This is a genomic window from Massilimicrobiota sp. mt181 (assembly GCF_055420065.1).
The window spans coordinates 62607-82762 of the sequence record NZ_JBVAYN010000001.1 but is presented as its reverse complement, the minus strand read 5'-3'; the positions used below and the strand labels follow the sequence as shown (position 1 = coordinate 82762).

The 20156-nt window shown below is 41.4% G+C and carries 25 protein-coding genes; 23 read left to right on the top strand and 2 right to left on the bottom strand.

Annotation, left to right across the window (positions count from 1 at the left end; translation table 11 throughout):
- Positions 1-5: 5 nt before the first annotated feature.
- The 16 genes from ACZYT4_RS00430 to ACZYT4_RS00355 all read left to right on the top strand — a co-directional run bounded on the left by ACZYT4_RS00430 (position 6) and on the right by ACZYT4_RS00355 (position 13397).
- The gene (locus ACZYT4_RS00430) at positions 6-164 is read left to right on the top strand and encodes a DUF3789 domain-containing protein (protein WP_002587801.1); all 159 of its coding nucleotides are present in this window, start codon (positions 6-8) and stop codon (positions 162-164) included.
- Positions 133-474, top strand: coding sequence for a plasmid mobilization protein (locus ACZYT4_RS00425; RefSeq protein WP_002587802.1), 342 nt, complete (start codon positions 133-135; stop codon positions 472-474). Before ACZYT4_RS00430 ends, ACZYT4_RS00425 begins: the two co-directional genes overlap by 32 nt.
- Complete coding sequence (locus tag ACZYT4_RS00420; protein ID WP_303829183.1) at positions 465-1829, top strand: relaxase/mobilization nuclease domain-containing protein; 1365 nt, start codon at positions 465-467, stop codon at positions 1827-1829. The genes ACZYT4_RS00425 and ACZYT4_RS00420 overlap by 10 nt, the downstream gene beginning before the upstream one ends.
- Positions 1813-2619, top strand: coding sequence for a PcfB family protein (locus ACZYT4_RS00415; RefSeq protein WP_303829185.1), 807 nt, complete (start codon positions 1813-1815; stop codon positions 2617-2619). The genes ACZYT4_RS00420 and ACZYT4_RS00415 overlap by 17 nt, the downstream gene beginning before the upstream one ends.
- Positions 2620-2624: 5 nt before the next feature.
- Positions 2625-3509, top strand: coding sequence for an LtrC-like protein (locus ACZYT4_RS00410; RefSeq protein WP_303829187.1), 885 nt, complete (start codon positions 2625-2627; stop codon positions 3507-3509).
- A gap of 11 nt (positions 3510-3520) precedes the next feature.
- Positions 3521-3724, top strand: a complete 204-nt coding sequence (locus ACZYT4_RS00405) for a hypothetical protein (RefSeq protein ID WP_002587806.1) — start codon at positions 3521-3523, stop codon at positions 3722-3724.
- The gene (locus tag ACZYT4_RS00400; RefSeq protein ID WP_303829189.1) at positions 3714-5504 is read left to right on the top strand and encodes a VirD4-like conjugal transfer protein, CD1115 family; all 1791 of its coding nucleotides are present in this window, start codon (positions 3714-3716) and stop codon (positions 5502-5504) included. The genes ACZYT4_RS00405 and ACZYT4_RS00400 overlap by 11 nt, the downstream gene beginning before the upstream one ends.
- A gap of 12 nt (positions 5505-5516) precedes the next feature.
- Positions 5517-5882 carry a glutamyl-tRNA amidotransferase gene (locus tag ACZYT4_RS00395; protein ID WP_463781650.1) on the top strand — a complete coding sequence of 122 codons (366 nt, stop codon included), beginning with the start codon at positions 5517-5519 and terminating at the stop codon, positions 5880-5882.
- Between the two features lie 72 nt (positions 5883-5954).
- Positions 5955-6791, top strand: coding sequence for a VirB6/TrbL-like conjugal transfer protein, CD1112 family (locus tag ACZYT4_RS00390; protein WP_303829191.1), 837 nt, complete (start codon positions 5955-5957; stop codon positions 6789-6791).
- Between the two features lie 182 nt (positions 6792-6973).
- On the top strand, positions 6974-7261 hold the full coding sequence (locus tag ACZYT4_RS00385) for a hypothetical protein (protein ID WP_089135569.1): 288 nt from the start codon (positions 6974-6976) through the stop codon (positions 7259-7261).
- Complete coding sequence (locus tag ACZYT4_RS00380; protein ID WP_002587811.1) at positions 7245-7610, top strand: PrgI family protein; 366 nt, start codon at positions 7245-7247, stop codon at positions 7608-7610. Before ACZYT4_RS00385 ends, ACZYT4_RS00380 begins: the two co-directional genes overlap by 17 nt.
- Entirely contained in the window at positions 7603-9936 is a 2334-nt protein-coding gene (locus ACZYT4_RS00375; protein ID WP_055288757.1) for a VirB4-like conjugal transfer ATPase, CD1110 family, read from the top strand. The genes ACZYT4_RS00380 and ACZYT4_RS00375 overlap by 8 nt, the downstream gene beginning before the upstream one ends.
- Before the next feature lie 13 nt (positions 9937-9949).
- Positions 9950-10351 (top strand): DUF6075 family protein, encoded by a 402-nt coding sequence (locus ACZYT4_RS00370; protein WP_303829193.1) that lies wholly within the window; start codon positions 9950-9952, stop codon positions 10349-10351.
- Positions 10352-10363: 12 nt separating this feature from the next.
- Positions 10364-11131 (top strand): class B sortase, encoded by a 768-nt coding sequence (srtB, locus tag ACZYT4_RS00365; RefSeq protein WP_303829194.1) that lies wholly within the window; start codon positions 10364-10366, stop codon positions 11129-11131.
- 17 nt (positions 11132-11148) lie between these two features.
- Entirely contained in the window at positions 11149-11643 is a 495-nt protein-coding gene (locus ACZYT4_RS00360) for a hypothetical protein (protein ID WP_055288760.1), read from the top strand.
- 14 nt (positions 11644-11657) lie between these two features.
- Positions 11658-13397 (top strand): lysozyme family protein, encoded by a 1740-nt coding sequence (locus tag ACZYT4_RS00355; protein ID WP_303829196.1) that lies wholly within the window; start codon positions 11658-11660, stop codon positions 13395-13397.
- A 64-nt stretch (positions 13398-13461) separates the two neighbouring features.
- Here ACZYT4_RS00355 and ACZYT4_RS00350 read toward each other — a convergent pair whose 3' ends face one another.
- Complete coding sequence (locus ACZYT4_RS00350; RefSeq protein WP_303829198.1) at positions 13462-13914, bottom strand: hypothetical protein; 453 nt, start codon at positions 13912-13914, stop codon at positions 13462-13464.
- Between the two features lie 226 nt (positions 13915-14140).
- Here ACZYT4_RS00350 and ACZYT4_RS00345 point away from each other — a divergent pair, with 226 nt between their 5' ends.
- From ACZYT4_RS00345 to ACZYT4_RS00315, 7 genes are all read left to right on the top strand, one after another.
- Entirely contained in the window at positions 14141-14476 is a 336-nt protein-coding gene (locus ACZYT4_RS00345; RefSeq protein ID WP_178309776.1) for a helix-turn-helix domain-containing protein, read from the top strand.
- 155 nt (positions 14477-14631) lie between these two features.
- Positions 14632-14847 (top strand): hypothetical protein, encoded by a 216-nt coding sequence (locus tag ACZYT4_RS00340; RefSeq protein ID WP_303829200.1) that lies wholly within the window; start codon positions 14632-14634, stop codon positions 14845-14847.
- Positions 14848-15033: 186 nt separating this feature from the next.
- The gene (locus ACZYT4_RS00335; protein ID WP_002587820.1) at positions 15034-15243 is read left to right on the top strand and encodes a helix-turn-helix domain-containing protein; all 210 of its coding nucleotides are present in this window, start codon (positions 15034-15036) and stop codon (positions 15241-15243) included.
- 19 nt (positions 15244-15262) lie between these two features.
- The gene (locus ACZYT4_RS00330; RefSeq protein WP_303829205.1) at positions 15263-16834 is read left to right on the top strand and encodes a type I restriction-modification system subunit M; all 1572 of its coding nucleotides are present in this window, start codon (positions 15263-15265) and stop codon (positions 16832-16834) included.
- Complete coding sequence (locus tag ACZYT4_RS00325) at positions 16818-17945, top strand: restriction endonuclease subunit S (RefSeq protein ID WP_463781648.1); 1128 nt, start codon at positions 16818-16820, stop codon at positions 17943-17945. Before ACZYT4_RS00330 ends, ACZYT4_RS00325 begins: the two co-directional genes overlap by 17 nt.
- 105 nt (positions 17946-18050) lie before the next feature.
- Positions 18051-19034: a site-specific tyrosine recombinase/integron integrase gene (xerA, locus tag ACZYT4_RS00320; protein WP_303829210.1), complete on the top strand. Its 984-nt coding sequence runs from the start codon at positions 18051-18053 to the stop codon at positions 19032-19034.
- An 11-nt stretch (positions 19035-19045) separates the two neighbouring features.
- The gene (locus ACZYT4_RS00315) at positions 19046-19567 is read left to right on the top strand and encodes a restriction endonuclease subunit S (RefSeq protein WP_463781647.1); all 522 of its coding nucleotides are present in this window, start codon (positions 19046-19048) and stop codon (positions 19565-19567) included.
- Here the strand turns inward: ACZYT4_RS00315 and ACZYT4_RS00310 are convergent.
- Positions 19556-20152, bottom strand: a complete 597-nt coding sequence (locus ACZYT4_RS00310) for a restriction endonuclease subunit S (protein ID WP_303829208.1) — start codon at positions 20150-20152, stop codon at positions 19556-19558. The genes ACZYT4_RS00315 and ACZYT4_RS00310 overlap by 12 nt on opposite strands.
- Positions 20153-20156 lie beyond the last annotated feature (4 nt).

Sequence of the window (20156 nt, the reverse complement as noted above, 5' to 3'; positions counted from 1 at the left end):
ACGCTATGCGTGAGATAGCATTGGTAGCCGTCGGTGTAATTGCCGGCGGCTTTATCGGAGTCACTTTTATGTGTCTGTTTCAGATAAATAAGGACAGACATTATATCATCACAAGAAAGGATGGCACAGAAAATGAGGAAAAGAAACATTCAGAAGATTGTTAGGTTCAGTAGAGACGAAGCACAGGATTTGCAGAAGAAGGCAAAAAAGGCTTGCCTGAGTGAAGCGGGACTTATCCGTTTGCTTCTTCGAGGATATGAGCCGAGGGAAAAGCCGGATGAAAGATTTTATGATGTGATGCGTGAGCTTTCTTCTATTGGCAACAACATCAATCAACTTGCAGTTAAAGCAAACGCTCTTGGCTTTGTTGACGCACCGCAGCTTAAAAAGGAAGCGGAGCGTTGGCATAAGTTTCAGGCAGATATTGAGCGTACTTATTTAAGACCCGATAAGAGTGAAATGAAATGGCAGTAAGCAAGTTGTGGGTAGTCAATTCAAGGCTTGGTCAGGTTATTGATTATGCCGCTAATCCTGAAAAGACATCGGCAGATATTTATACCGATGAACAATATCAGGCACTTGCAGATGTTCTCTCCTATGCAAAGGACGAAGAAAAAACCGAACGGGAATATTTCGTGGAAGGTATCAACTGTAATCCGACCACTGCCCGTGACCAATTTGTTTCAGTCAAGCAGGCATATGGGAAAGAGGACGGCATACAAGCCTATCACGGATATTTGAGTTTTAAGGAACAAAATATCACACCGGAGCTTGCACAGAAAATTGGAATGGAGTTTGCAAACGAAGTGTGGGGGAAAAGATTTCAAGTTGTTGTTACAACGCACCTGAACACCAAACACCTGCATTGCCACTATGTAATTAACTCTGTTTCATTCAAAGACGGCAAGCGATGTCAAGATACCTCGTGGTTTAAGTTCAGAAAAGTTGCCGACCGTATTTGTGAGAAATATGGATTATATTACAATCCGAATCCGAATCGCAGTAAGCAATCCTCTTACTACTATAAGCAGGAACAGGCGGGAATGCCGACCAGATATTCTATGGTGCGAGAAGCCATAGATGAAGCGATTGCCCACAGCACAAATATCAGAAGTCTTGACTACGCACTTACGCAGATGGGATATGAGCATTGTTTAAGCGAGAGCAGGAAGTATTGGACGATTGTACCGAAAGGGTACACGAAACCCATACGACTTAAAAATCTCGGAGAAGATTATACCGAGGAAGCAATCAGGCGTAGGCTTATGGAAAATCAGAGAGTACGCATAGTTCCGTTTGCAAAGCAGACGGTGGTTATCAGGCAGTACCGATTGCCTACAAGAGAAAATAAAATCAAAAAAGTGGGCGGACTGTATGGCTTGTATCTGCATTACTGTTACAGGCTCGGTTATCTGCCAAAATATAAAAAACAGAATACAGCAAGGCTTCACTATCTTTTGAAAGAGGATTTATTGAAGCTGGATAAAATCACAGCAGAGACAAGGCTGCTCGGACGAGAAAATATTTCTACGGACGAGCAGCTTTTCTCATATAAAGAGTCGCTGAAAGGTCAAATTAAAACTTTGAATGACGACAGAACGCACCTGCGAAAAAAAGCAAAAACAAAGATGAGTGACGATGAGCTGTCTAAGGTCAAAGAACAGATTTCGACAGTAAGCGACAAAATTCGGGAACTGAACAAAGAGGTTCGACTCTGTAACGACATTGCCGAGAGGTCAAAGGTTATGGAGCAGAACCTTGAAACAATCAGAGCCGAAGAAGAAAAACAACAGCGAAAGGAGCAAAAGCGAAATGACAAATTCAGGTGACGCAGCCGAACAGGTCGTCAGGTTATCCCTTGAAGGCTTTGAAGTTGCTGCAAGACTTACCGGTTCAGCTGCAAAGAATATCGCAATTCTTCTTGCTTCCGTATTAAAACAGGAAGCAACGCAGGCGAACAAGACCAGAGGAAAAGCCCGTCTTACCAATATGATTAAATCGGGCAAAGAATTGAAAGTGTTTTCTATTCCGAATAAGGACTTGAAGAAATTCACCGAACAGGCAAAACGCTACGGTGTTCTCTATTGTGTTCTCCGAGATAAGAATACAAGGGGAGATAATGTCCCGATTGATATTATCGCACGTGCGGAGGACGCTTCTAAAATTCAGAGAATCGTTGAGAGATTTGAACTCGGTAAGGTGGATAAGGCGGCAATCGTAACAGAATCGCAGAAGGCGGTTGAAAAACGAGAAGCCGTGGAAAAAGATAAGCCGACAAAATCCAAGAATGAAATCATCACGGAGGAAGCTGTACGAAAACCACTTCAGAAAGAGGAAAACGCACAGTCAAACCCCACAACCGCCAAAACGGACAAAAACCCTCCGTCAAGGCAAAACTCAGAGCCGGAAGATATGCAAACTGATAAGGGTATTGCTGTTGACAAGCAGAAGAAGCCATCGGTTAAAGAGAAACTTGACCGCTATAAGGCTCAGGCAAAACAGCAAAAAGAAGCAGAACGCAAAGAGCCGGAAACAGATAAGGCAAAGCATTCTTCTGTACCGAAGCAGACGGTACACCAACAGCCAAAAACAAAATCCAAGAAACCGAAAGAGAGGTAATTACAATGACAGAAAATTTTACTCCTGCAAAAGCAGGCGGTCAGCGACCGAGACTTTCCAAAGAGGAATATGCTGAGAAGAAACGAGCCGAGAAAGACGCTGTGTATCAACTTGCGGATGAAGCGGCGAAAGAGATTGTATCTTCGCCGGAAAAATTCAAAGCGTTCCTTGATACACAGAGCCGACTTGACAGATATTCGGCAGTCAACGCACTTTTGATTTACAAGCAGTATCCGCAGGCGGTACAGCTTAAAGATTTTGATGACTGGAGCAAAGACAACATTAAAATTACAAAAGGTGCTAAGAGCATATCCATTCTTGAACCGGTAGAATATGCAAAGCGTGACGGTACAACAGGCATTTCCTACAATGTGAAGAAAGTGTTTGATGTGGCACAGACCAATGGGAAACGACCGCCGGCACCGACAGCTAATCGTGACCCGAAAGCACTGATTACCACAATGCTTGATTCTTCGCCTGTGAATGTGGAAGCGACAAACGACCTGCCCTATCCGAATATGGCAGCGTTTTACAACAATGAGGAGCAAACCTTGTATGTAAAACGTGATGTCGGAGACAGCGTAGCGGTTGCTCAGTGCGTAGCACAAGAACTTGGACACGCACAGCTTTCCATCAACAGCGACAGTTACAGTCGTTCCGATATGGGCTTTCAGGCGGTATGTATCGGATATATGCTTTGCAAAAAGTACGGTATTGATACACAGAATTTTGCCATCAACCGTATTCCGGATAAGTTGGCAAACAAAGAGCCGAAGGACATTCGTTTTGAACTATCCAAGACGAGAAATGCGATGACAGATATTCATTCCCGTGTGTCAGATGAACTGTATAAGAAAAAGCAGGCACGCTCAAAAGATTATGAAAGATAAGAGGTACTGATATGGCAAAAGAAGAACTTTACCATATAGCGTTGGATGATTATGAACACGGTATCGTTATCCGTTCTCTTAATGATGAGAAAACAGATTTAATGAACGAGGGGAAATCAACCGATGCTGTGGACGACCTGATTATCAAGGTCGGGACTGCCCCAAAGAAAAAATTCAAGGTTATCGAAAAGGAACGCTCCGGCGATGCGAGATAACGAAAGACAGTCTGCGATTATTCTTTCTGTCATCGGTATTGTTCCGGTTGTGTGGCTGGCACTTCTCTTAGCTCCGTCAGTTAAAGGCGGATTGCCGGAGATATTGCCGAGCCTGATGAATGTATTTAACAATCCGTTTCATATAGAAGTTTGTGAGGACAGTGTAAAAACTGTCCTCATTTTGCTTTTGTGCTATGGAATGGGTATCGGGATATATTTCTCCACACAGAGAAACTACCGCAGGCGGGAGGAACACGGTTCTGCAAAATGGGGCAATGCAAGAGCCGTGGATAAGAAGTACAGACAGTCTCCGTATTCCGATAACAAGCTGATGACGCAGAATGTCCGTATCGGATTGAATGCGAAAAAGCACAGACGAAATCTGAATACACTGGTATGCGGCGGTTCCGGTGCAGGTAAAACAAGATTTTACTGTAAGCCCAACCTTATGCAGTGCAATACCTCTTTTGTAATCCTTGACCCGAAAGGCGAAATCTTGAGAGATACGGGAAAACTTCTTGAGAAAAAAGGATATGAGGTCAGAGTTCTTGACCTTATCTCTATGGAAAAGAGCCACTGTTACAATCCTTTTGTGTATCTTCAGAACGACAACGATGTGCAGAAACTTGTAACTAACTTATTCAAAAGCACCACACCAAAGGGCAGTCAGTCCCAAGACCCGTTTTGGGACACTTCAGCTTCTATGCTCCTTTTGGCGTTGGTGTTTTATTTACGCTATGAAGCACCGGAGGAAGAACAGAACTTTGCAATGGTTATGGAAATGCTCAGAGCCGGTTCGATTGAGGATGAGGAAGATACAAGACCATCTCCTCTCGATGAATTATTTGCAGAGCTTGAGATGAACAATCCCGACCATATTGCTCTCAAGTATTACCGTTCCTATCATTCCGGTTCGGCAAAGACACTGAAATCCATTCAGATAACGCTTGCCGCAAGGCTTGAGAAATTCAATCTTGAAAGTCTTGCTTCTTTAACTTCGGCAGACGAGTTAGACCTGCCCTCTATGGGCGAGAAAAAAGTCGCCTTGTTTGCCCTGATACCCGATAACGACTCCAGTTTCAATTTTCTGGTGTCGATTTTATATACCCAACTGTTTCAGCAGTTATTCTATGCCGCCGACCATATCCACAGAGGTTCGCTTCCCGTTCCCGTCCATTTTCTGATGGACGAATTTGCCAATGTTTCATTGCCGGATGACTTTGACAAGATACTTTCGGTAATGCGTTCCAGAGGTGTGTCAGTCAGTATCATATTACAGAACTTGGCACAGCTTAAAGCCTTGTTTGAAAAGCAATGGGAAAGTATCGTGGGCAACTGCGATGAATTTCTGTATCTTGGCGGCAACGAGCAAAGTACACACAAATATGTGTCGGAACTACTCGGCAAAGAAACTATCGACACGAACACTTACGGTAAGAGTTCCGGTCGAAGCGGTAACTACTCCACCAACTATCAGATAAGCGGTCGAGAACTTCTCACACCGGATGAAGTGCGTATGCTGGATAACCAATATGCGATTTTATTTATCCGAGGGGAGCGACCAATTATGGATTTTAAGTACGACATCTTGAAGCACCCTAATGTGGCACTGACCACAGACGGAAAAGAGAAACCGTACAAGCACGGAGAAGTAACGATACCGCACTCATCTATTTCCGTTCTTGCCATTGACCCTGATGAGGTTGAGGAAAGCAATTACGGAGAAACCACTTATGAACTTCTGTCCGATGAGGATTTTGAAGTAGATAACAATTTTTAATCACAGGAGGAAATGACAATGAGATTTTTTAAGAGAAACACAGAAAACAAAGCAACCTCTAAACTGCCTATGACCGGAAAGGTTAAGAAAGGCTACCGTGCATATTGTGTGGCGGTACTGGCAATGACCATTGTACTCGGCACAGGTGTAACCGCATTTGCGGCAAACGACCCTATCACGGTAGTAAACAATCTGTCCGATTTCATTTTCGGACTTATCCGTGCAATCGGACTTATCCTGCTCGGCTTCGGTATCGTGCAGGTCGGACTTTCTTTGAAGTCCCACGACCCGTCCCAGAGAGCAAACGGTTTTCTTACTCTTGCCGGAGGTATCATCATTACTTTCGCAAAAGAAATCCTTACTCTTATCACAGGCTAAGAAGCAACAGTTATCACGGGGCATACTCGCCAAAACGGGTATGCCCCCATTTTTACAAGGAGGTGCGAATGAATGAGCGATAACTGGGTAGTTCAAAACCTCGAAAACGCTCTTGAAACTTGGAACGATAAATTAAGCGAGATATGGCAGCTTTTAACCACAACACCGCAGGATTTCAAAGGCGGAAGCATATGGAATGTGATGGTAACAATTAACGGAGCAGTTCAGGCAATCGGGCTTGCACTATTAGTGCTGTTCTTTGTGGTAGGCGTTGTCCGTACCTGCGGCAGCTTTACCGATGTGAAAAAGCCGGAACACGCATTGAAATTGTTTGTTCGCTTTGCCATTGCCAAAGGTGTCATAACCTACGGTATGGAGCTTATGCTTGCTTTATTCAATATCGTTCAAGGTATCATTTCAACCATTATGACATCATCGGGATTTGGGACACCGAATCAAACGACGCTCCCATCCTCAATGGTAACAACCATTGAGGACTGCGGATTCTTTGAAAGCATTCCGCTATGGGCAGTGACTCTGATAGGCGGTCTTTTTATTACGGTGTTGTCATTCATTCTGATAATGACGGTTTACGGCAGATTTTTCAAACTGTATATGTATACGGCATTAGCACCGATACCGCTATCTACCTTTGCCGGAGAACCAACGCAGAATGTGGGAAAGAGTTTTATTAAAAGTTACTGTGCGGTACTGCTTGAGGGTGCGGTTATCGTACTTGCCTGCATAATCTTCTCACTGTTTGCGTCAAGTCCGCCGGTGGTAAACCCAGACGCTGCGGCAGTTACACAGGTATGGTCATATATCGGAGAACTTGTATTTAATATGCTTGTTCTTGTCGGTGCAGTAAAGATGAGTGACCGTATTATCAGAGAAATGATGGGCTTATAACGGAGGTTCAAGAAAATGAAAAACAGAAACAGGACAGGTCGGCAGAAATATTTCTCTGCTGACCGTAGATGCAAAGCCTGCGTGTATAACGGCGGTAAAAGAAGGGGCGAGCGTATTTGTCTTACGGATATTTGTGTCGTGCCTTCTAAAATTCGACCGATTCGCAGAGAAAGGAAAAACAAATGAAAACAGTACAGATATATAACTTACACCTCGTTACCGGCGAGGTTGTTCAGGCGGCTGAAGATTATGAACTTAAAGGGAAGAAAACAATCGTCAGCCTTTTTCAAAGAGCAGATGATGAGGATATTTTTCTCATTACCGATTTGCTCTTAGGTTCTTGCTATATCCCCAAAAAGAATATTGCGTATATTGCAACCGGAGATGTCAGAGTTGATGCCGAACCTGACCGATTTAAAACAAATACTTGCTTGTTAAGGAGAGTGAAGAACTGTGGAAGTGAAGATTAACAGAGAAATACGAAATTACACAGAATCAATGTTTTTCGGACTGTCGCTCAGACAGTTCATTTTTTCTGTACTTGCGTGTGGTGTGGCAGTAGGGTTGTACTTCTTACTCAAACCGCATCTTGGAACAGAAACAGTATCGTGGGTGTGTATTTTGGGAGCAGCACCATTTGCAGCTCTCGGTTTTGTGAAATACAACGGAATGACAGCAGAGAAATTCATTTGGGCGTGGATTAAGTCCGAATTTCTTATGCCCAAGAAGTTGGTCTTTCACTCCACAAACACCTATTTAGAGTTGATGAAACCGAGCATTGAGAAAAAGACAAAGGAGGCTTACAAAAATAATGATTAAGACATTAAACAACATCTTTAAGCAGGATAAGGAAAAATTCGTTGTGCCGAAGGGTGTGCAGGACTGTATTCCGGTTACTGCCATCTATGACGACGGTGTCTTCAGAGTGGGCAAAGATAAGTATTCCAAATCTTTTAAGTTTACGGATATTAACTATGCGGTTGCCAGTCGAGAAGATAAGGAAGCGATGTTCCTTGAGTATTCGGAACTGCTTAACTCTCTTGACAGTGGAGCAACAACAAAGCTCACTATCAACAACAGACGACTGAACCGTTTGGACTTTGAGAAAACAATCCTTATTCCTGAAACCGGAGATGAGCTTGATGAGTATCGAGAGGAATACAATAAAATGCTTCTTGATAAGGCGACGGGAGCAAATTCAACGGTGCAGGATAAGTATGTGACCATTTCCATCAACAAAAAGAATGTAGACGACGCAAGAACTTATTTTGCCCGTGTAGGTGCGGATTTGATTTCACACTTTTCACGACTTGGCAGTAAGTGCGTGGAACTTGAAACAGATGAGCGACTTCGCATTATTCACGATTTCTTCCGTGTGGGAGAGGAAACCTCGTATCACTTTGATGTTAAGGAAACCCGAAAGAAAGGACACGATTTCAAGGACTATATTTGCCCGGACTCTTTAGAATTTGAAAGTGATTATTTCAAAATCGGCAATCGTTATGGCAGAGTTATCTTTTTACGTGAATATGCGTCCTATATCAAGGACAGTATGGTGGCGGAACTTACGGATATGAACCGAAATCTGATGATGTCCATTGATATTGTACCTGTTCCTACCGATGAAGCAGTCAGAGAAGCCGAAAACAGATTGCTCGGTGTAGAAACCAACATCACGAACTGGCAGAGAAAGCAGAATATGAACAACAACTTTTCGGCTACCGTTCCCTATGATATGGAACAGCAGAAAAAGGAAATGAAGGAATTCCTTGACGACCTTACTACTCGTGACCAGAGAATGATGTTTGCAGTGCTTACGATGGTGCATACGGCGGATAGTAAAGAACAACTTGATAATGATACAGAAGCGTTGCTCACAACAGCGAGAAAGCATCTTTGTCAGTTTGCGGTTCTTAAATTTCAGCAGATGGACGGACTCAATACCGTTATGCCATACGGTACAAGGAAAATTGATACTTTCAGAACCCTTACAACCGAGAGCCTTGCAGTGTTTATTCCGTTCAGAGTTCAGGATATTTACCACGAAAACGGTATTTACTACGGTCAGAATGTTATCAGTAAAAATATGATAATTGCCGACCGAAAACAGCTTCTTAACGGTAATTCCTTTATCCTCGGTGTATCCGGTGGCGGTAAGTCTTTTGCGGCTAAGGGGGAGATTGAAAATATTATCCTTTCTTCCGACGCCGATGTAATCATCATCGACCCTGAGAGGGAGTATTCCCATCTTGTAAATGCACTTGGTGGCGAGATTATCAATATCTCCGCAACATCGAATAACCATATCAATGCAATGGATATGAACAAGGACTATGGCGACGGAGCAAATCCTGTTATCTTGAAATCCGAGTTTATTATGTCCCTTTGCGAACAGCTTATCGGCGGTACAAATCTCGGAGCAAAGCAGAAGTCCATTATTGACCGTTGCACTGCAAGCGTTTACCGCACATATCAGCAGAATGATTACACCGGTCAGGTTCCGACCTTGCAGGATTTCAGAGATGAACTTCTCAAACAGGATGAGCCGGAAGCAAAGGAAATCGCTCTTGCTATTGAGTTGTTTACCCACGGTTCGCTGAACACATTTGCAAAGCAGACAAATGTAGACACTCACAATCGACTTATCTGTTATGACATTCTCGACCTTGGTAAGCAGCTTATGCCAATCGGTATGCTTGTCGTCCTCGATAGCATTTTGAACCGAATCACACAGAACCGAGCAAAGGGTAAGCATACCTTTATCTTCATTGATGAGATTTACCTCTTGTTCCAGCACGAGTATTCTGCAAACTTCCTCTTTACACTCTGGAAGCGTGTAAGAAAGTACGGTGCATACGCAACCGGTATCACGCAGAATGTGGACGACCTTTTGCAGAGCCATACTGCAAGAACAATGCTTGCGAACAGCGAGTTTATCATTATGCTCAATCAGGCTTCTACCGACAGACTGGAACTTGCAAAACTTCTGAATATTTCCGACCTTCAGCTTTCGTATATCACAAATGTTGACGCAGGACACGGACTTATCAAGGTGGGCAGTTCTCTTGTTCCGTTTGCAAACAAGTTCCCGAAGAATACGAAGTTGTACCGCTTGATGACAACGAAGCCCGGTGAAGGCTTATAAGGAGGTGTTTTCTATGGCTAAAATTCAATTCAGAAACAAAGCACACAGAGATTTCGTCTTTGAAAATCTCGAAAAGTGCAGACACAATGACTGCTATCATCAGGCGTTTTTCTATGTGATGGGCATTTCAGAAGAAACCAGAATGAATATCGGAAAAATGTTTGATTTTAAGAACGATTGCATTGTGCCGGAGGGGATGTATGGTGGCTGGCAGACCAGTGGAACAGTCAAGGTCTGCCACCTTGCCTTTAATCTTTGGAACGGTTTTACGGAGGATGGAAAAGAAAACCTTTTCACACCGGATGAATTATTCTGTTGCGGATATGCTCCCTACTTTATGGAGGGTATCAAACTCAGGTATCCCGAATATTGTAGAGATTTGACTCCGTCCAAACGAAAAGATATGGAAAGGTAAAGGTATAAAACGATGAATAAGAAATTAAGAATTGCGGTTATATCGCTATTAAGCGTTGTACTTGCTGTGAGTGTTGGCTTCTTGGTCAAAGACTACTGCGACTCAAAAAAACAGGCAGAACTCTATGATAACCTGATTGAAACCGTTGAGGATACAGACGATACGAAGGATACGATGTCATATTCCGGAGAAAAGAACTTTCTGCCAGACTATCAGGAACCGTATATGCAGAACAACGATATGGTCGGTTGGATAAAAGTTGAGGATACAAAAATCAACTATCCGGTTATGCAGTCAAAAGACAATCCGAATTTCTATCTAAGACACGGATTTGATAAAGGCTACACAGTTTATGGTTGCCCGTATGTGCAGGAAAACTGCGATGTGGATGCTCCGTCAGACAACCTTGTTATCTACGGTCATCATATGAACGATAAGTCGATGTTCGCCGGATTGATGAAGTACGCCGATAAATCCTTTTGGAAAAAGCACAAAACCATTCAGTTTGATTCGCTGACCGAGAAAGGCAAATACGAAGTAGTGGCTGCTTTCAAGACAGAAGTATATACAGACAGTCCAAATAGCTTCAGATACTATGATTTTGTCAATGCAGATACGGCAGATGATTTCAATGCGTATATTGCCAAGTGCAAGGAACTTGCTATATATGATACAGGAGTCAATGCAGAATATGGAGATAAATTGATTACGCTTTCTACCTGTGAGTATTCCCGTAACAACGGAAGAATGGTTGTCGTGGCAAAGAAAGTGGCTGAGTAAGGAGGGATAAGCCTTGTATGATTAGTTTAATAAATTTAGCGGTGTTGTTCACAGCGAAAGTTGCGGACAATGCCCTAAGTACCACAAAAACAATATTAGTACAAAGAAGTCGGTGGATACTTGCAGGCATTGCGGTTATCATATCCGACTTCATTTATTTTTGGATAACGAAAAGAGTTGTTTCTGCGAATAACGAGATTGCAATGCTTGTTGTTGCCGTTGCAGGTGGTGTGGGTTGTTCTCTCGCCTGCTTTATCAATGAGAAAATGTCAAAGGACAGAACATATGTGAATGTGATTATGTCCGATGACCTTGAAGAAATGAAGCATTTACGAGATTTCCTAGCACAGCACCACATCACAAATGTTGCAAGCGACAGCTACACTCTTGACTGGAACGCAAAGACAATCTCTATTACTGCTTATCCTGAAACAAAAGCAGAAAGCCGATTGATTAACGAGTATATTGCCGACAGTTCGACAAAATTCAAGAGAGTTATTCAACCGGCTTAGGAAGGAGGTTTGATGTGGCTGATATTAAAACAAGAGAAACAGTCAAAGGCACGATAAAGACCTTGGATAAAGCTGCCATTGCCGGTCAGAAAATGAAACAGGCATATATCGCCACAAAGGACAAAGCAGAACATTCGGTAAATACAAATGAGAATACTGCGGAGGAATATGCTGCCGATAAGACGGAAGCCGGAATTGATGAAATCGCACATAAAGGTGCGTATGCTTTTGATAAAGCCGGACGAAAAGGCGTTCAGGAAACAAAGCAGAATATTCAATCTGCCAAAGAGGGCATACAGCGTTTCAAACAGCAGAGAGCAGAAAAGGCAATGAACGCTCAGAAAACGCAAGGTAGACCTACAACGGTTGGTAGTTCTTCAGCACAGACGCAAACAACATCGGCAATCAGGACACTTGAAAAGCCGGAGAAAATGGTTAAACAATCTGCGGCTTCCGCAGGAAAGAAGAATATTAAACTTGCAGGTAAGGAAGCGGCAAAAACAACGCAGAGGTCTGTTAAGACTGCCGAGCATACCGCAAGGGCAAGCATTAAGACCAGTCAGCAGACGGCAAAAGCCGCACAGAAAACCGCTCAGGCGACGGTTAAGGCTTCACAGAAAGCAGCTCAGGCGGCAAAGAAAGCGGCAAAAGCTACAGCAGATACCGTCAAAGCCACAGCGAAAGCTACCGTTGCTACAGTCAAAGCGATTATTGCAGGGACAAAAGCACTTGTAGCAGCAATCGCCGCAGGCGGTTGGATAGCGGTGTTGATTATTATGATTGTCGTATTATTTGGTGCTGCCGTAGCAATGTTTGGAGGAGGAAGTGACAGTAATTCCTATACTCCGGTAAGTGCAGAGGTAGAAGCCTATGAACCCATCATACAGAAATATGCCAAGGAGTACGGCATTCCTGAGTATGTAGAACTTATCAAGGCGGTTATGATGCAGGAAAGTGGGGGCAGAGGACTTGACCCTATGCAGGCAGCAGAAGGAAGTTTCAATACGAAGTATCCGCACGAACCTAATGGAATTAAAGACCCTGAATATTCTATCCAGTGTGGTGTTCAGGAATTGAAAGCGGCTCTTACCTCGGCAGAGGTGGAAAGTCCGATAGATATGGAGCATATCAAACTTGCCCTACAAGGCTACAACTTCGGTAATGGGTATATATCTTGGGCAAAAGCAAAGTATGGCGGTTATTCCTATGCCAATGCAGTGGAGTTTTCCACTCAGCAGGCACAAAGGCTTGGTTGGGACAGTTATGGAGATACCCAATACCCGGCTCACGTTCTGAGGTACTATCCGTATGGGCGAGCCTTTACTGCCGGAGGTAATCAGGCGATTGTTGAGGTTGCCTTGACGCAGGTAGGCAATCAGGGCGGACAACCTTACTGGAGTTGGTACGGTTTTGACAGTCGTGTGGAATGGTGTGCCTGCTTTGTATCTTGGTGTGCTGACCAATGCGGGTATATTGAAAGCGGACTTGTTCCGAAATTTGCAGGTTGTGTGGACGGTGCAAATTGGTTTAAGTCAAATGGAAAATGGCAAAACCGCACTTATGAACCAAAGGCAGGAGATATTATCTTCTTTGATTGGGAAGGCGACGGTACAACAGACCACGTTGGTATCGTAGAGAAATGCGAGAATGGCACAGTTTATACCGTAGAGGGTAACTCAGGCGATGCCTGCAAGCAAAGACAGTACGCAGTCGGAAGCAGCAATATCTATGGATACGGTATCCCGGCATATTAAAAATTTCAGACGATGTCTGGAAAATCGAAAAGATGGCTGCTCAGTTGAGTAGCCATCGGGTACATTATGAGAAATCGGTTGTTTCTCTGTTATTCAAGAAAATATGATGTGTGTGATAAGTAAAACTGAAAAGCATATCGGCATTTTCTTTACTGCCGTCTAAAAAGGAAATATCATCGGCAAGGATAAAAAGAATTGCTAATAACTTCTTGATATATCCAGTGTAGCAGGCATAATCTACATAGATGTTGGCGATATATCCCTCGGCAAATTCTATCAGGTCAGCGTCAATTTCAAAGCTGTTGGATAACTCGTAAACTGTCTTGATAAATTTATCTTTGTCAGCAACTCGCTCTTTACTTGGAACACTTCTGCGGTTCTTCTGTATAAATTTCAAAAAATCATCAGCTTCCGTAAAGTCAGGAGTGATTGCGTTGCCAGTTCCCAAATCTGTTTTGTAATCCTCAAATTTCTCTTTTTCAAACCGATTACTGAATATTATCTTTTGTTCGTACATTCTTTTTTACCCCTAAGTTTATTCTATGGAGATTGTTTAACTTGGCTCTTGGGTTGTGATTTGTCTTTCGCCATTAACAATCGTGAATTACTTCTTTTATAGTATAACATAAAAATAGTTGGAAATCATTACTGATGGTTGGTTTAACTTCCTTTTGGTGCGTGTGATTTGGAATCTACTTAATCTATACTATCAGTTATGAAAACACACTAAGGGAGGTGATGTGATGAAGCTCGATACAATCGGCAAGAATATAAGAAAGTTCCGACTTGCGAGGAAATTACGCCAAGAAGATTTGGCTGAGAAAACAGATTTGACAACAAATTATATTGGTATGGTTGAGCGTGGAGAGAAAATTCCGTCACTCGAAACTTTCATAAAGATACTAAATGCTTTAGGTGTATCATCGGATATGGTTCTTACAGATGTCCTGGAAACGGGATATACAGTCAAGAACTCTATGCTGAATGAGAAGCTTGAAAAGCTTGCTCCTGAAGATAGAAACAGAATTTATGAAGTCATAGATACACTTGTAAAGCAATCAAAGCAAATACTTCCATAAAACACAGAAGTTCGTCCTAATCGACGAGCTTTCTTTTTTTCAGTATAAAAAATTTCTGCTATCGACAAATTTTTCGGGACTTCGACAGAGAGAATATGCTATAACAACAACTGTCAGTGATAGACACATACTAATAGATATAGGAGGAAGTAGAAGTGAACGACATTTTCAGAAAAATAGCAAAAGAAAATGGAACAACCGAAAAAGCAGTAAAAGAGGAAATGCAGTTTGCCATTCGGGAAGCAATGAAAAGTGCTGAACCGGAAGCAATCGCTTTTTGGAAAGCAGTTGCACCGGATGGAAAAGAGCCGCCGATAGAAAAGGTCATAGCAATGATTTCATTGAATGTTAATAATAGAATGTATAATTGAGGTGCTTCGGCATCTCTTTTTTATTATTCTTTAAAAGAGTTGTATTAGGTGTTTGTAAAAAGTGACACCTTAGTGCCTGAAAGGTTACATTTCTGTTCGAAATCTTGAAATGCCTGAAAATTTAATATATAATGTTAAATGACTAACTGTAACGAAGAAGAATTATAAGATGAAGAGGTGTTACTGATGAAGATATGCTATAACAAACTTCAAAAACTTATGATTGATAATCAGATGAAAAGACAGGATTTAATGCGTGCAGCCGAAATCACATCATACGCTGCAACGAAGATAAATAAGAATGAGCCAGTATCTCTTGAAGTACTGATGAGGATATGTCAGGTGTTTCACTGTGACATCGGAGATATATGCGAAGTTATTTTAGACGAAGATTAAAACACGGAGGTAATTATAGATGGCAAGGGCTGCTAAACCAAAAAAAGAAATATCAATGGAAGAAGCACTTTGGAAAAGTGCTGATAAACTGAGAGGTTCTGTTGAGCCTGCGGAGTATAAGCACGTTGTTCTGAGTTTATTCTTCCTTAAATTTGCTAGTGACAAGTTTGAGGAATGCCGTAATAAGATTATTGCTACACACGGCGAAAAGTATGCGGATATGAAACCGTTTTATACTCAGGAAAATGTATTCTATCTTCCTGAAGAAAGCCGTTGGAAGTACATTATTGAAAACGCAAAGCAGGACGATATTGCCCTGAAGATAGATACAGCACTTTATACGATTGAAAAAAACAACCCATCATTGAAAGGTGCTTTGCCGGATAACTATTACTCCCGCTTACATATTGATACGGCAAAGTTGGCTTCTTTGCTTGATGAAATCAATCGTATCAACACCGATGATAAAGAGAACGACATTATAGGTCGTATATATGAGTATTTCCTTAGTAAGTTCGCTCTTGCAGAAGGAAAAGGTAAAGGAGAGTTCTACACACCAAAGTGTATTGTAAACCTGATTGCCGAAATGCTTGAGCCTTACGATGGAATACTTTATGACCCTTGTTGCGGTTCGGGCGGCATGTTTGTGCAGTCCATCAAGTTCGTAGAAGCACATAGCGGTAATAAAAAGAAAGTGTCTATTTACGGTCAGGAATACACAAATACCACTTTCAAACTGGCAAAAATGAACTTAGCTATCCGTGGTATTTCTGCAAATCTTGGAGAGATGGCAGCCAATACATTTACCAACGACCAACACAAAGACCTTAAAGCAGATTTCATTATGGCAAACCCACCTTTCAATCAGAAGCAGTGGAGAGCCGAGAACGAGCTTGTAGACGACCCTCGTTGGAATGGATATGAAGTTCCACCAACAAGCAACGCAAACTATGGTTGGATACTGAATATTGTTTCTAAACTTTCACAAAACGGTGTGGCAGGTTTCCTGCTTGCCAATGGTGCATTATCTGATGATGGTACAGAGCTGAAAATCAGGCAGCAGCTTATAGAAAATCACTTGGTAGAAGCGATTATTATTCTTCCGAGAAACCTTTTCTACACCACTGACATCAGCGTTACCCTTTGGATACTCAATAAGAATAAAAAGGCTCGTGTTGTTGAACAGAACGGAAAGCTCAAACGCTATCGTGACCGAGAAGATGAAATACTTTTTATGGATTTACGACAGATGGGTAGTCCTTATGAGAAGAAGTACATTGAATTGACAGAGGAGGATAGAGCCAAAGTTACAAGTGTATATCATAACTGGCAGCAGGAAGGCTATGAGGAAACTTATGAGAATGTACCGGAGTTTTGTTATTCTGCTTCTTTTGAAGAAGTAAAAGAAAAAGGATTTACTCTTGTACCGAGCAGATATATTGAGTTTGTCAACCGTGATGAGAACATCGACTTTGATACCAAAATGAAATCATTGCAGGGAGAACTCAAAGAACTTCTTGCTCAAGAGGAAAAATCTAAATCAGATTTGCTTTCTGTATTTAAGGAGTTGGGATATGAAATCGAATTATGATATTTTAGGAAACCATATCCGACTGATTGATACTCGGAACAGAGAAAGCATAACAGACAGAGTTTTGGGAATTAACATAGACAAGTTCTTTATGCCGTCGGTTGCAAATGTCATTGGTACGGATTTGAGTAAATATAAACTGATAACAAAAGGAAAGTTTGCGTGTAATCCAATGCACGTTGGTCGTGATGAACGACTTCCGGTTGCATTGTATGATGAAGAAGAACCTGCTATTGTTTCTCCGGCGTATTTTATGTTTGAGGTAGTAGATAACAGCATTTTGAATGAAGATTATCTGATGATGTGGTTTCGCAGACCGGAATTTGACCGTATTTGTTGGTTACATACTGACGGAAGTGTTCGTGGTGGAATTACTTGGGACGATATTTGCAGACTGGAATTGCCTATCCCACCTATTGAAAAACAGCTTGAAATAGTGAACTGTTATAAGGCAATTACGGAGAGAATTGCTTTAAAGCAGAAGATAAATGATAATTTAGAAGCCACTTTGGGAACTCTGTATAAGGAATACTTTTCTTTTGATAAAGGTTCTGAACTACCATCCGGCTGGCAGATAGCTCCTTTTTCCAAAATAGCTACCGTGGTAATGGGGCAGTCACCTGAAGGAGATGACTGTAACAACGATGGAATAGGAGAACCATTATTAAATGGACCAACCGAGTTTGGTTTTTATTCGCCTACCCCTGCTCAATGGACAACAAACGGGAAAAAATACTGTGACAATGGAGATATTTTATTCTGCGTTCGTGGTTCAACAACCGGAAGAATGAATTGGGCAAACCAACGCTATGTAATTGGCAGAGGATTAGCCGCAATTCGTCATATATCCGATACTAATTTGAACTGGTTCATTAAGGCAATCATTGATAATAGCTTGCAGGAAATCCTTTCTGCTGCTACTGGCTCTACATTCCCTAACGTCGGAAAAGACTTACTTAATAACTTTCAGATTGTCGTTCCTGATACATCGACTTTAGAGAAGTTTGGAGAGAAGGGATACACTATTTCCCAACTAATTTCTCAAAACGCAAAGGAGATTGACCATCTTTTAGTATTACAGAGAATGCTTTTATCACAATTAGCAATCTAAGCCGTTAAATTATCATTTACAATAGAACTCCCATCAGTGGCGGGAGTTAAAACAAGGGACTGCCACTGGTAGTCGTTCTCTTAAAAAACAAAAGGAGAATTGACTATGAAACAGAACCTAATTACAGATGTTATTCAAGGAATGTTACCTTACTTGAATAATGCACAGACAGAAAGATTGCAAGAGGTGTTGCAACATACACTTTTTGATTATGAGGTAACAAAGACAGAAAAAGAGAAGAAACTTTCAGAACAGAACTTAGTAGATCTGTTCCTATCGGCAAAGCGTATTGAGGGCTGTTCTGAGAAAACCTTGAAATACTATAATGCAACGATACAGGCAATGCTTGATGGCATTGGAAAGAGTATCAAATATATTGTGACCGACGATATTCGTTGCTATTTGACCGAGTATCAGGCTAAGAAAAAATCCAGTAAAGTTACGATAGATAATATAAGACGAATACTTTCCAGTTTTTTCTCTTGGCTTGAGGACGAGGATTATATTTTGAAAAGTCCGGTCAGGCGAATACATAAGGTTAAGACCGGAACGAATATCAAAGAAACTTACTCAGATGAAGCTCTTGAGTTGATGAGAGATAGCTGCACAGAACTTCGGGACTTGGCAATGATTGATATGCTTGCTTCAACGGGTATGCGTGTCGGAGAAATGGTGTTACTCAATCGTGAGGACATAGATTTTAACGAAAGAGAATGTGTTGTTTTCGGCAAAGGCGATAAGGAGCGAATAGTATATTTTGATGCAAGAACAAAGATACATTTGCAGAATTACTTGAATAGTCGCAAGGACGATAATCCGGCACTTTTTGTATCATTGCAATCTCCGTATAATCGAATGAATATCGGAGGTATTGAAGTAAGATTACGGCAGCTTGGAAAACGATTGGGACTAAATAAGGTACACCCTCATAAATTCAGGCGAACACTTGCAACAATGGCAATAGACAAAGGGATGCCGATAGAACAGCTTCAGCAGCTCTTGGGGCATAGAAGAATAGATACGACATTGCAATATGCAATGGTTAAGCAGAGCAATGTGAAAATTGCTCATAGAAAATATATAGGATGAGGTGAGCGAATATGCAATACAGTTTTTCGGAACTGATTGAAGAAGTCAACGAAAAAAACACGAGTCTCAAATATGGAATAGAGGATATAGTCGGCGTAACAATAGAGAAAGGGATAATTCCTACAATAGCTAATTTATCCCAAACTGCACTTGATAAATTTTATATTGTAAAGCCAGGGACCTTCATATATAATCCCCGTACACACGGTGTTCGCATAGGTATGGGATATAACGATACCGAGTGTACCTATATTACTTCGTGGAATAATGTGGCTTTCAAAGTCAAAGAAGAAGCAAAACAAATTGTTAATCCAATGTATTTGTGGATGTATTTTCTTCGTAGTGAATGGGATAGAGAAACTAATTATTATGCAATGGGAAGTTCGACTATTGTTTTTTTGTGGTCTACATTTCAAAAACTAAAAATCGAGTTACCAAGTATAGAAAAACAAAATATCATCGTTAGACAATATGAAGTCCTACAAAACAGAATTCAACTTAAAAAGCAGATAAATGATAATTTAGCGGCTTAATTCTGCAAGCAAAATAGCTTGAAGCTCATACAGATGTGAAATTTCATCCGTATTCAGTTCAATTTGAGTTCTCACTACCATACTTTGTTTCGTGTATTCATTCAAAAGGCGGCTATCAGGTATCTTAATTTGAAGATTTGATAAAGCCACAATGGTTAAAGCAGTTTGAGTTGAGCCAATACAAATACCATCAAGCATTTGCTTGAAAATCTTTGTTTGCATAAAGTCGTAAACATAGTAGTTTAGATTTCCCTTGAAATCTTTTAGCCAAATGATATTTCCATCTTTGAAATAGAATTCCTCATCTCGAACAAGGTAACTGTTACCGATTGTTCCGACAGCGGTAATAAGAATATCGCCTTTCATCGGGATACCATATTTCTCCTTCAAAGAAGTAAAATGTTCTTTTTCAATATATAAAGGTTCTATAATTGGCTGTCCTGCTTGTTTCAAGGTTATTTCCTTACCTCTATAAAAAGGAACGCCCATATCAGAATAATCATCGGCAAATACACGCTTGCTTGAAGCTAAAGAACAAACGGTATCTAATGAAACACTATCGTCATCATTTAGCTGCCCATACAACTCA

Bases quoted from the DNA above. Each gene is read 5' to 3' on its own strand.
- ACZYT4_RS00430 (WP_002587801.1), top strand. From the start codon at position 6: ATGCGTGAGATAGCATTGGTAGCCGTCGGTGTAATTGCCGGCGGCTTT.
- ACZYT4_RS00425 (WP_002587802.1), top strand. From the start codon at position 133: ATGAGGAAAAGAAACATTCAGAAGATTGTTAGGTTCAGTAGAGACGAA.
- ACZYT4_RS00420 (WP_303829183.1), top strand. From the start codon at position 465: ATGGCAGTAAGCAAGTTGTGGGTAGTCAATTCAAGGCTTGGTCAGGTT.
- ACZYT4_RS00415 (WP_303829185.1), top strand. From the start codon at position 1,813: ATGACAAATTCAGGTGACGCAGCCGAACAGGTCGTCAGGTTATCCCTT.
- ACZYT4_RS00410 (WP_303829187.1), top strand. From the start codon at position 2,625: ATGACAGAAAATTTTACTCCTGCAAAAGCAGGCGGTCAGCGACCGAGA.
- ACZYT4_RS00405 (WP_002587806.1), top strand. From the start codon at position 3,521: ATGGCAAAAGAAGAACTTTACCATATAGCGTTGGATGATTATGAACAC.
- ACZYT4_RS00400 (WP_303829189.1), top strand. From the start codon at position 3,714: ATGCGAGATAACGAAAGACAGTCTGCGATTATTCTTTCTGTCATCGGT.
- ACZYT4_RS00395 (WP_463781650.1), top strand. From the start codon at position 5,517: ATGACAATGAGATTTTTTAAGAGAAACACAGAAAACAAAGCAACCTCT.
- ACZYT4_RS00390 (WP_303829191.1), top strand. From the start codon at position 5,955: ATGAGCGATAACTGGGTAGTTCAAAACCTCGAAAACGCTCTTGAAACT.
- ACZYT4_RS00385 (WP_089135569.1), top strand. From the start codon at position 6,974: ATGAAAACAGTACAGATATATAACTTACACCTCGTTACCGGCGAGGTT.
- ACZYT4_RS00375 (WP_055288757.1), top strand. From the start codon at position 7,603: ATGATTAAGACATTAAACAACATCTTTAAGCAGGATAAGGAAAAATTC.
- ACZYT4_RS00370 (WP_303829193.1), top strand. From the start codon at position 9,950: ATGGCTAAAATTCAATTCAGAAACAAAGCACACAGAGATTTCGTCTTT.
- srtB (WP_303829194.1), top strand. From the start codon at position 10,364: ATGAATAAGAAATTAAGAATTGCGGTTATATCGCTATTAAGCGTTGTA.
- ACZYT4_RS00360 (WP_055288760.1), top strand. From the start codon at position 11,149: ATGATTAGTTTAATAAATTTAGCGGTGTTGTTCACAGCGAAAGTTGCG.
- ACZYT4_RS00350 (WP_303829198.1), bottom strand. From the start codon at position 13,914: ATGTACGAACAAAAGATAATATTCAGTAATCGGTTTGAAAAAGAGAAA.
- ACZYT4_RS00345 (WP_178309776.1), top strand. From the start codon at position 14,141: ATGAAGCTCGATACAATCGGCAAGAATATAAGAAAGTTCCGACTTGCG.
- ACZYT4_RS00335 (WP_002587820.1), top strand. From the start codon at position 15,034: ATGAAGATATGCTATAACAAACTTCAAAAACTTATGATTGATAATCAG.
- ACZYT4_RS00330 (WP_303829205.1), top strand. From the start codon at position 15,263: ATGGCAAGGGCTGCTAAACCAAAAAAAGAAATATCAATGGAAGAAGCA.
- ACZYT4_RS00325 (WP_463781648.1), top strand. From the start codon at position 16,818: ATGAAATCGAATTATGATATTTTAGGAAACCATATCCGACTGATTGAT.
- xerA (WP_303829210.1), top strand. From the start codon at position 18,051: ATGAAACAGAACCTAATTACAGATGTTATTCAAGGAATGTTACCTTAC.
- ACZYT4_RS00315 (WP_463781647.1), top strand. From the start codon at position 19,046: ATGCAATACAGTTTTTCGGAACTGATTGAAGAAGTCAACGAAAAAAAC.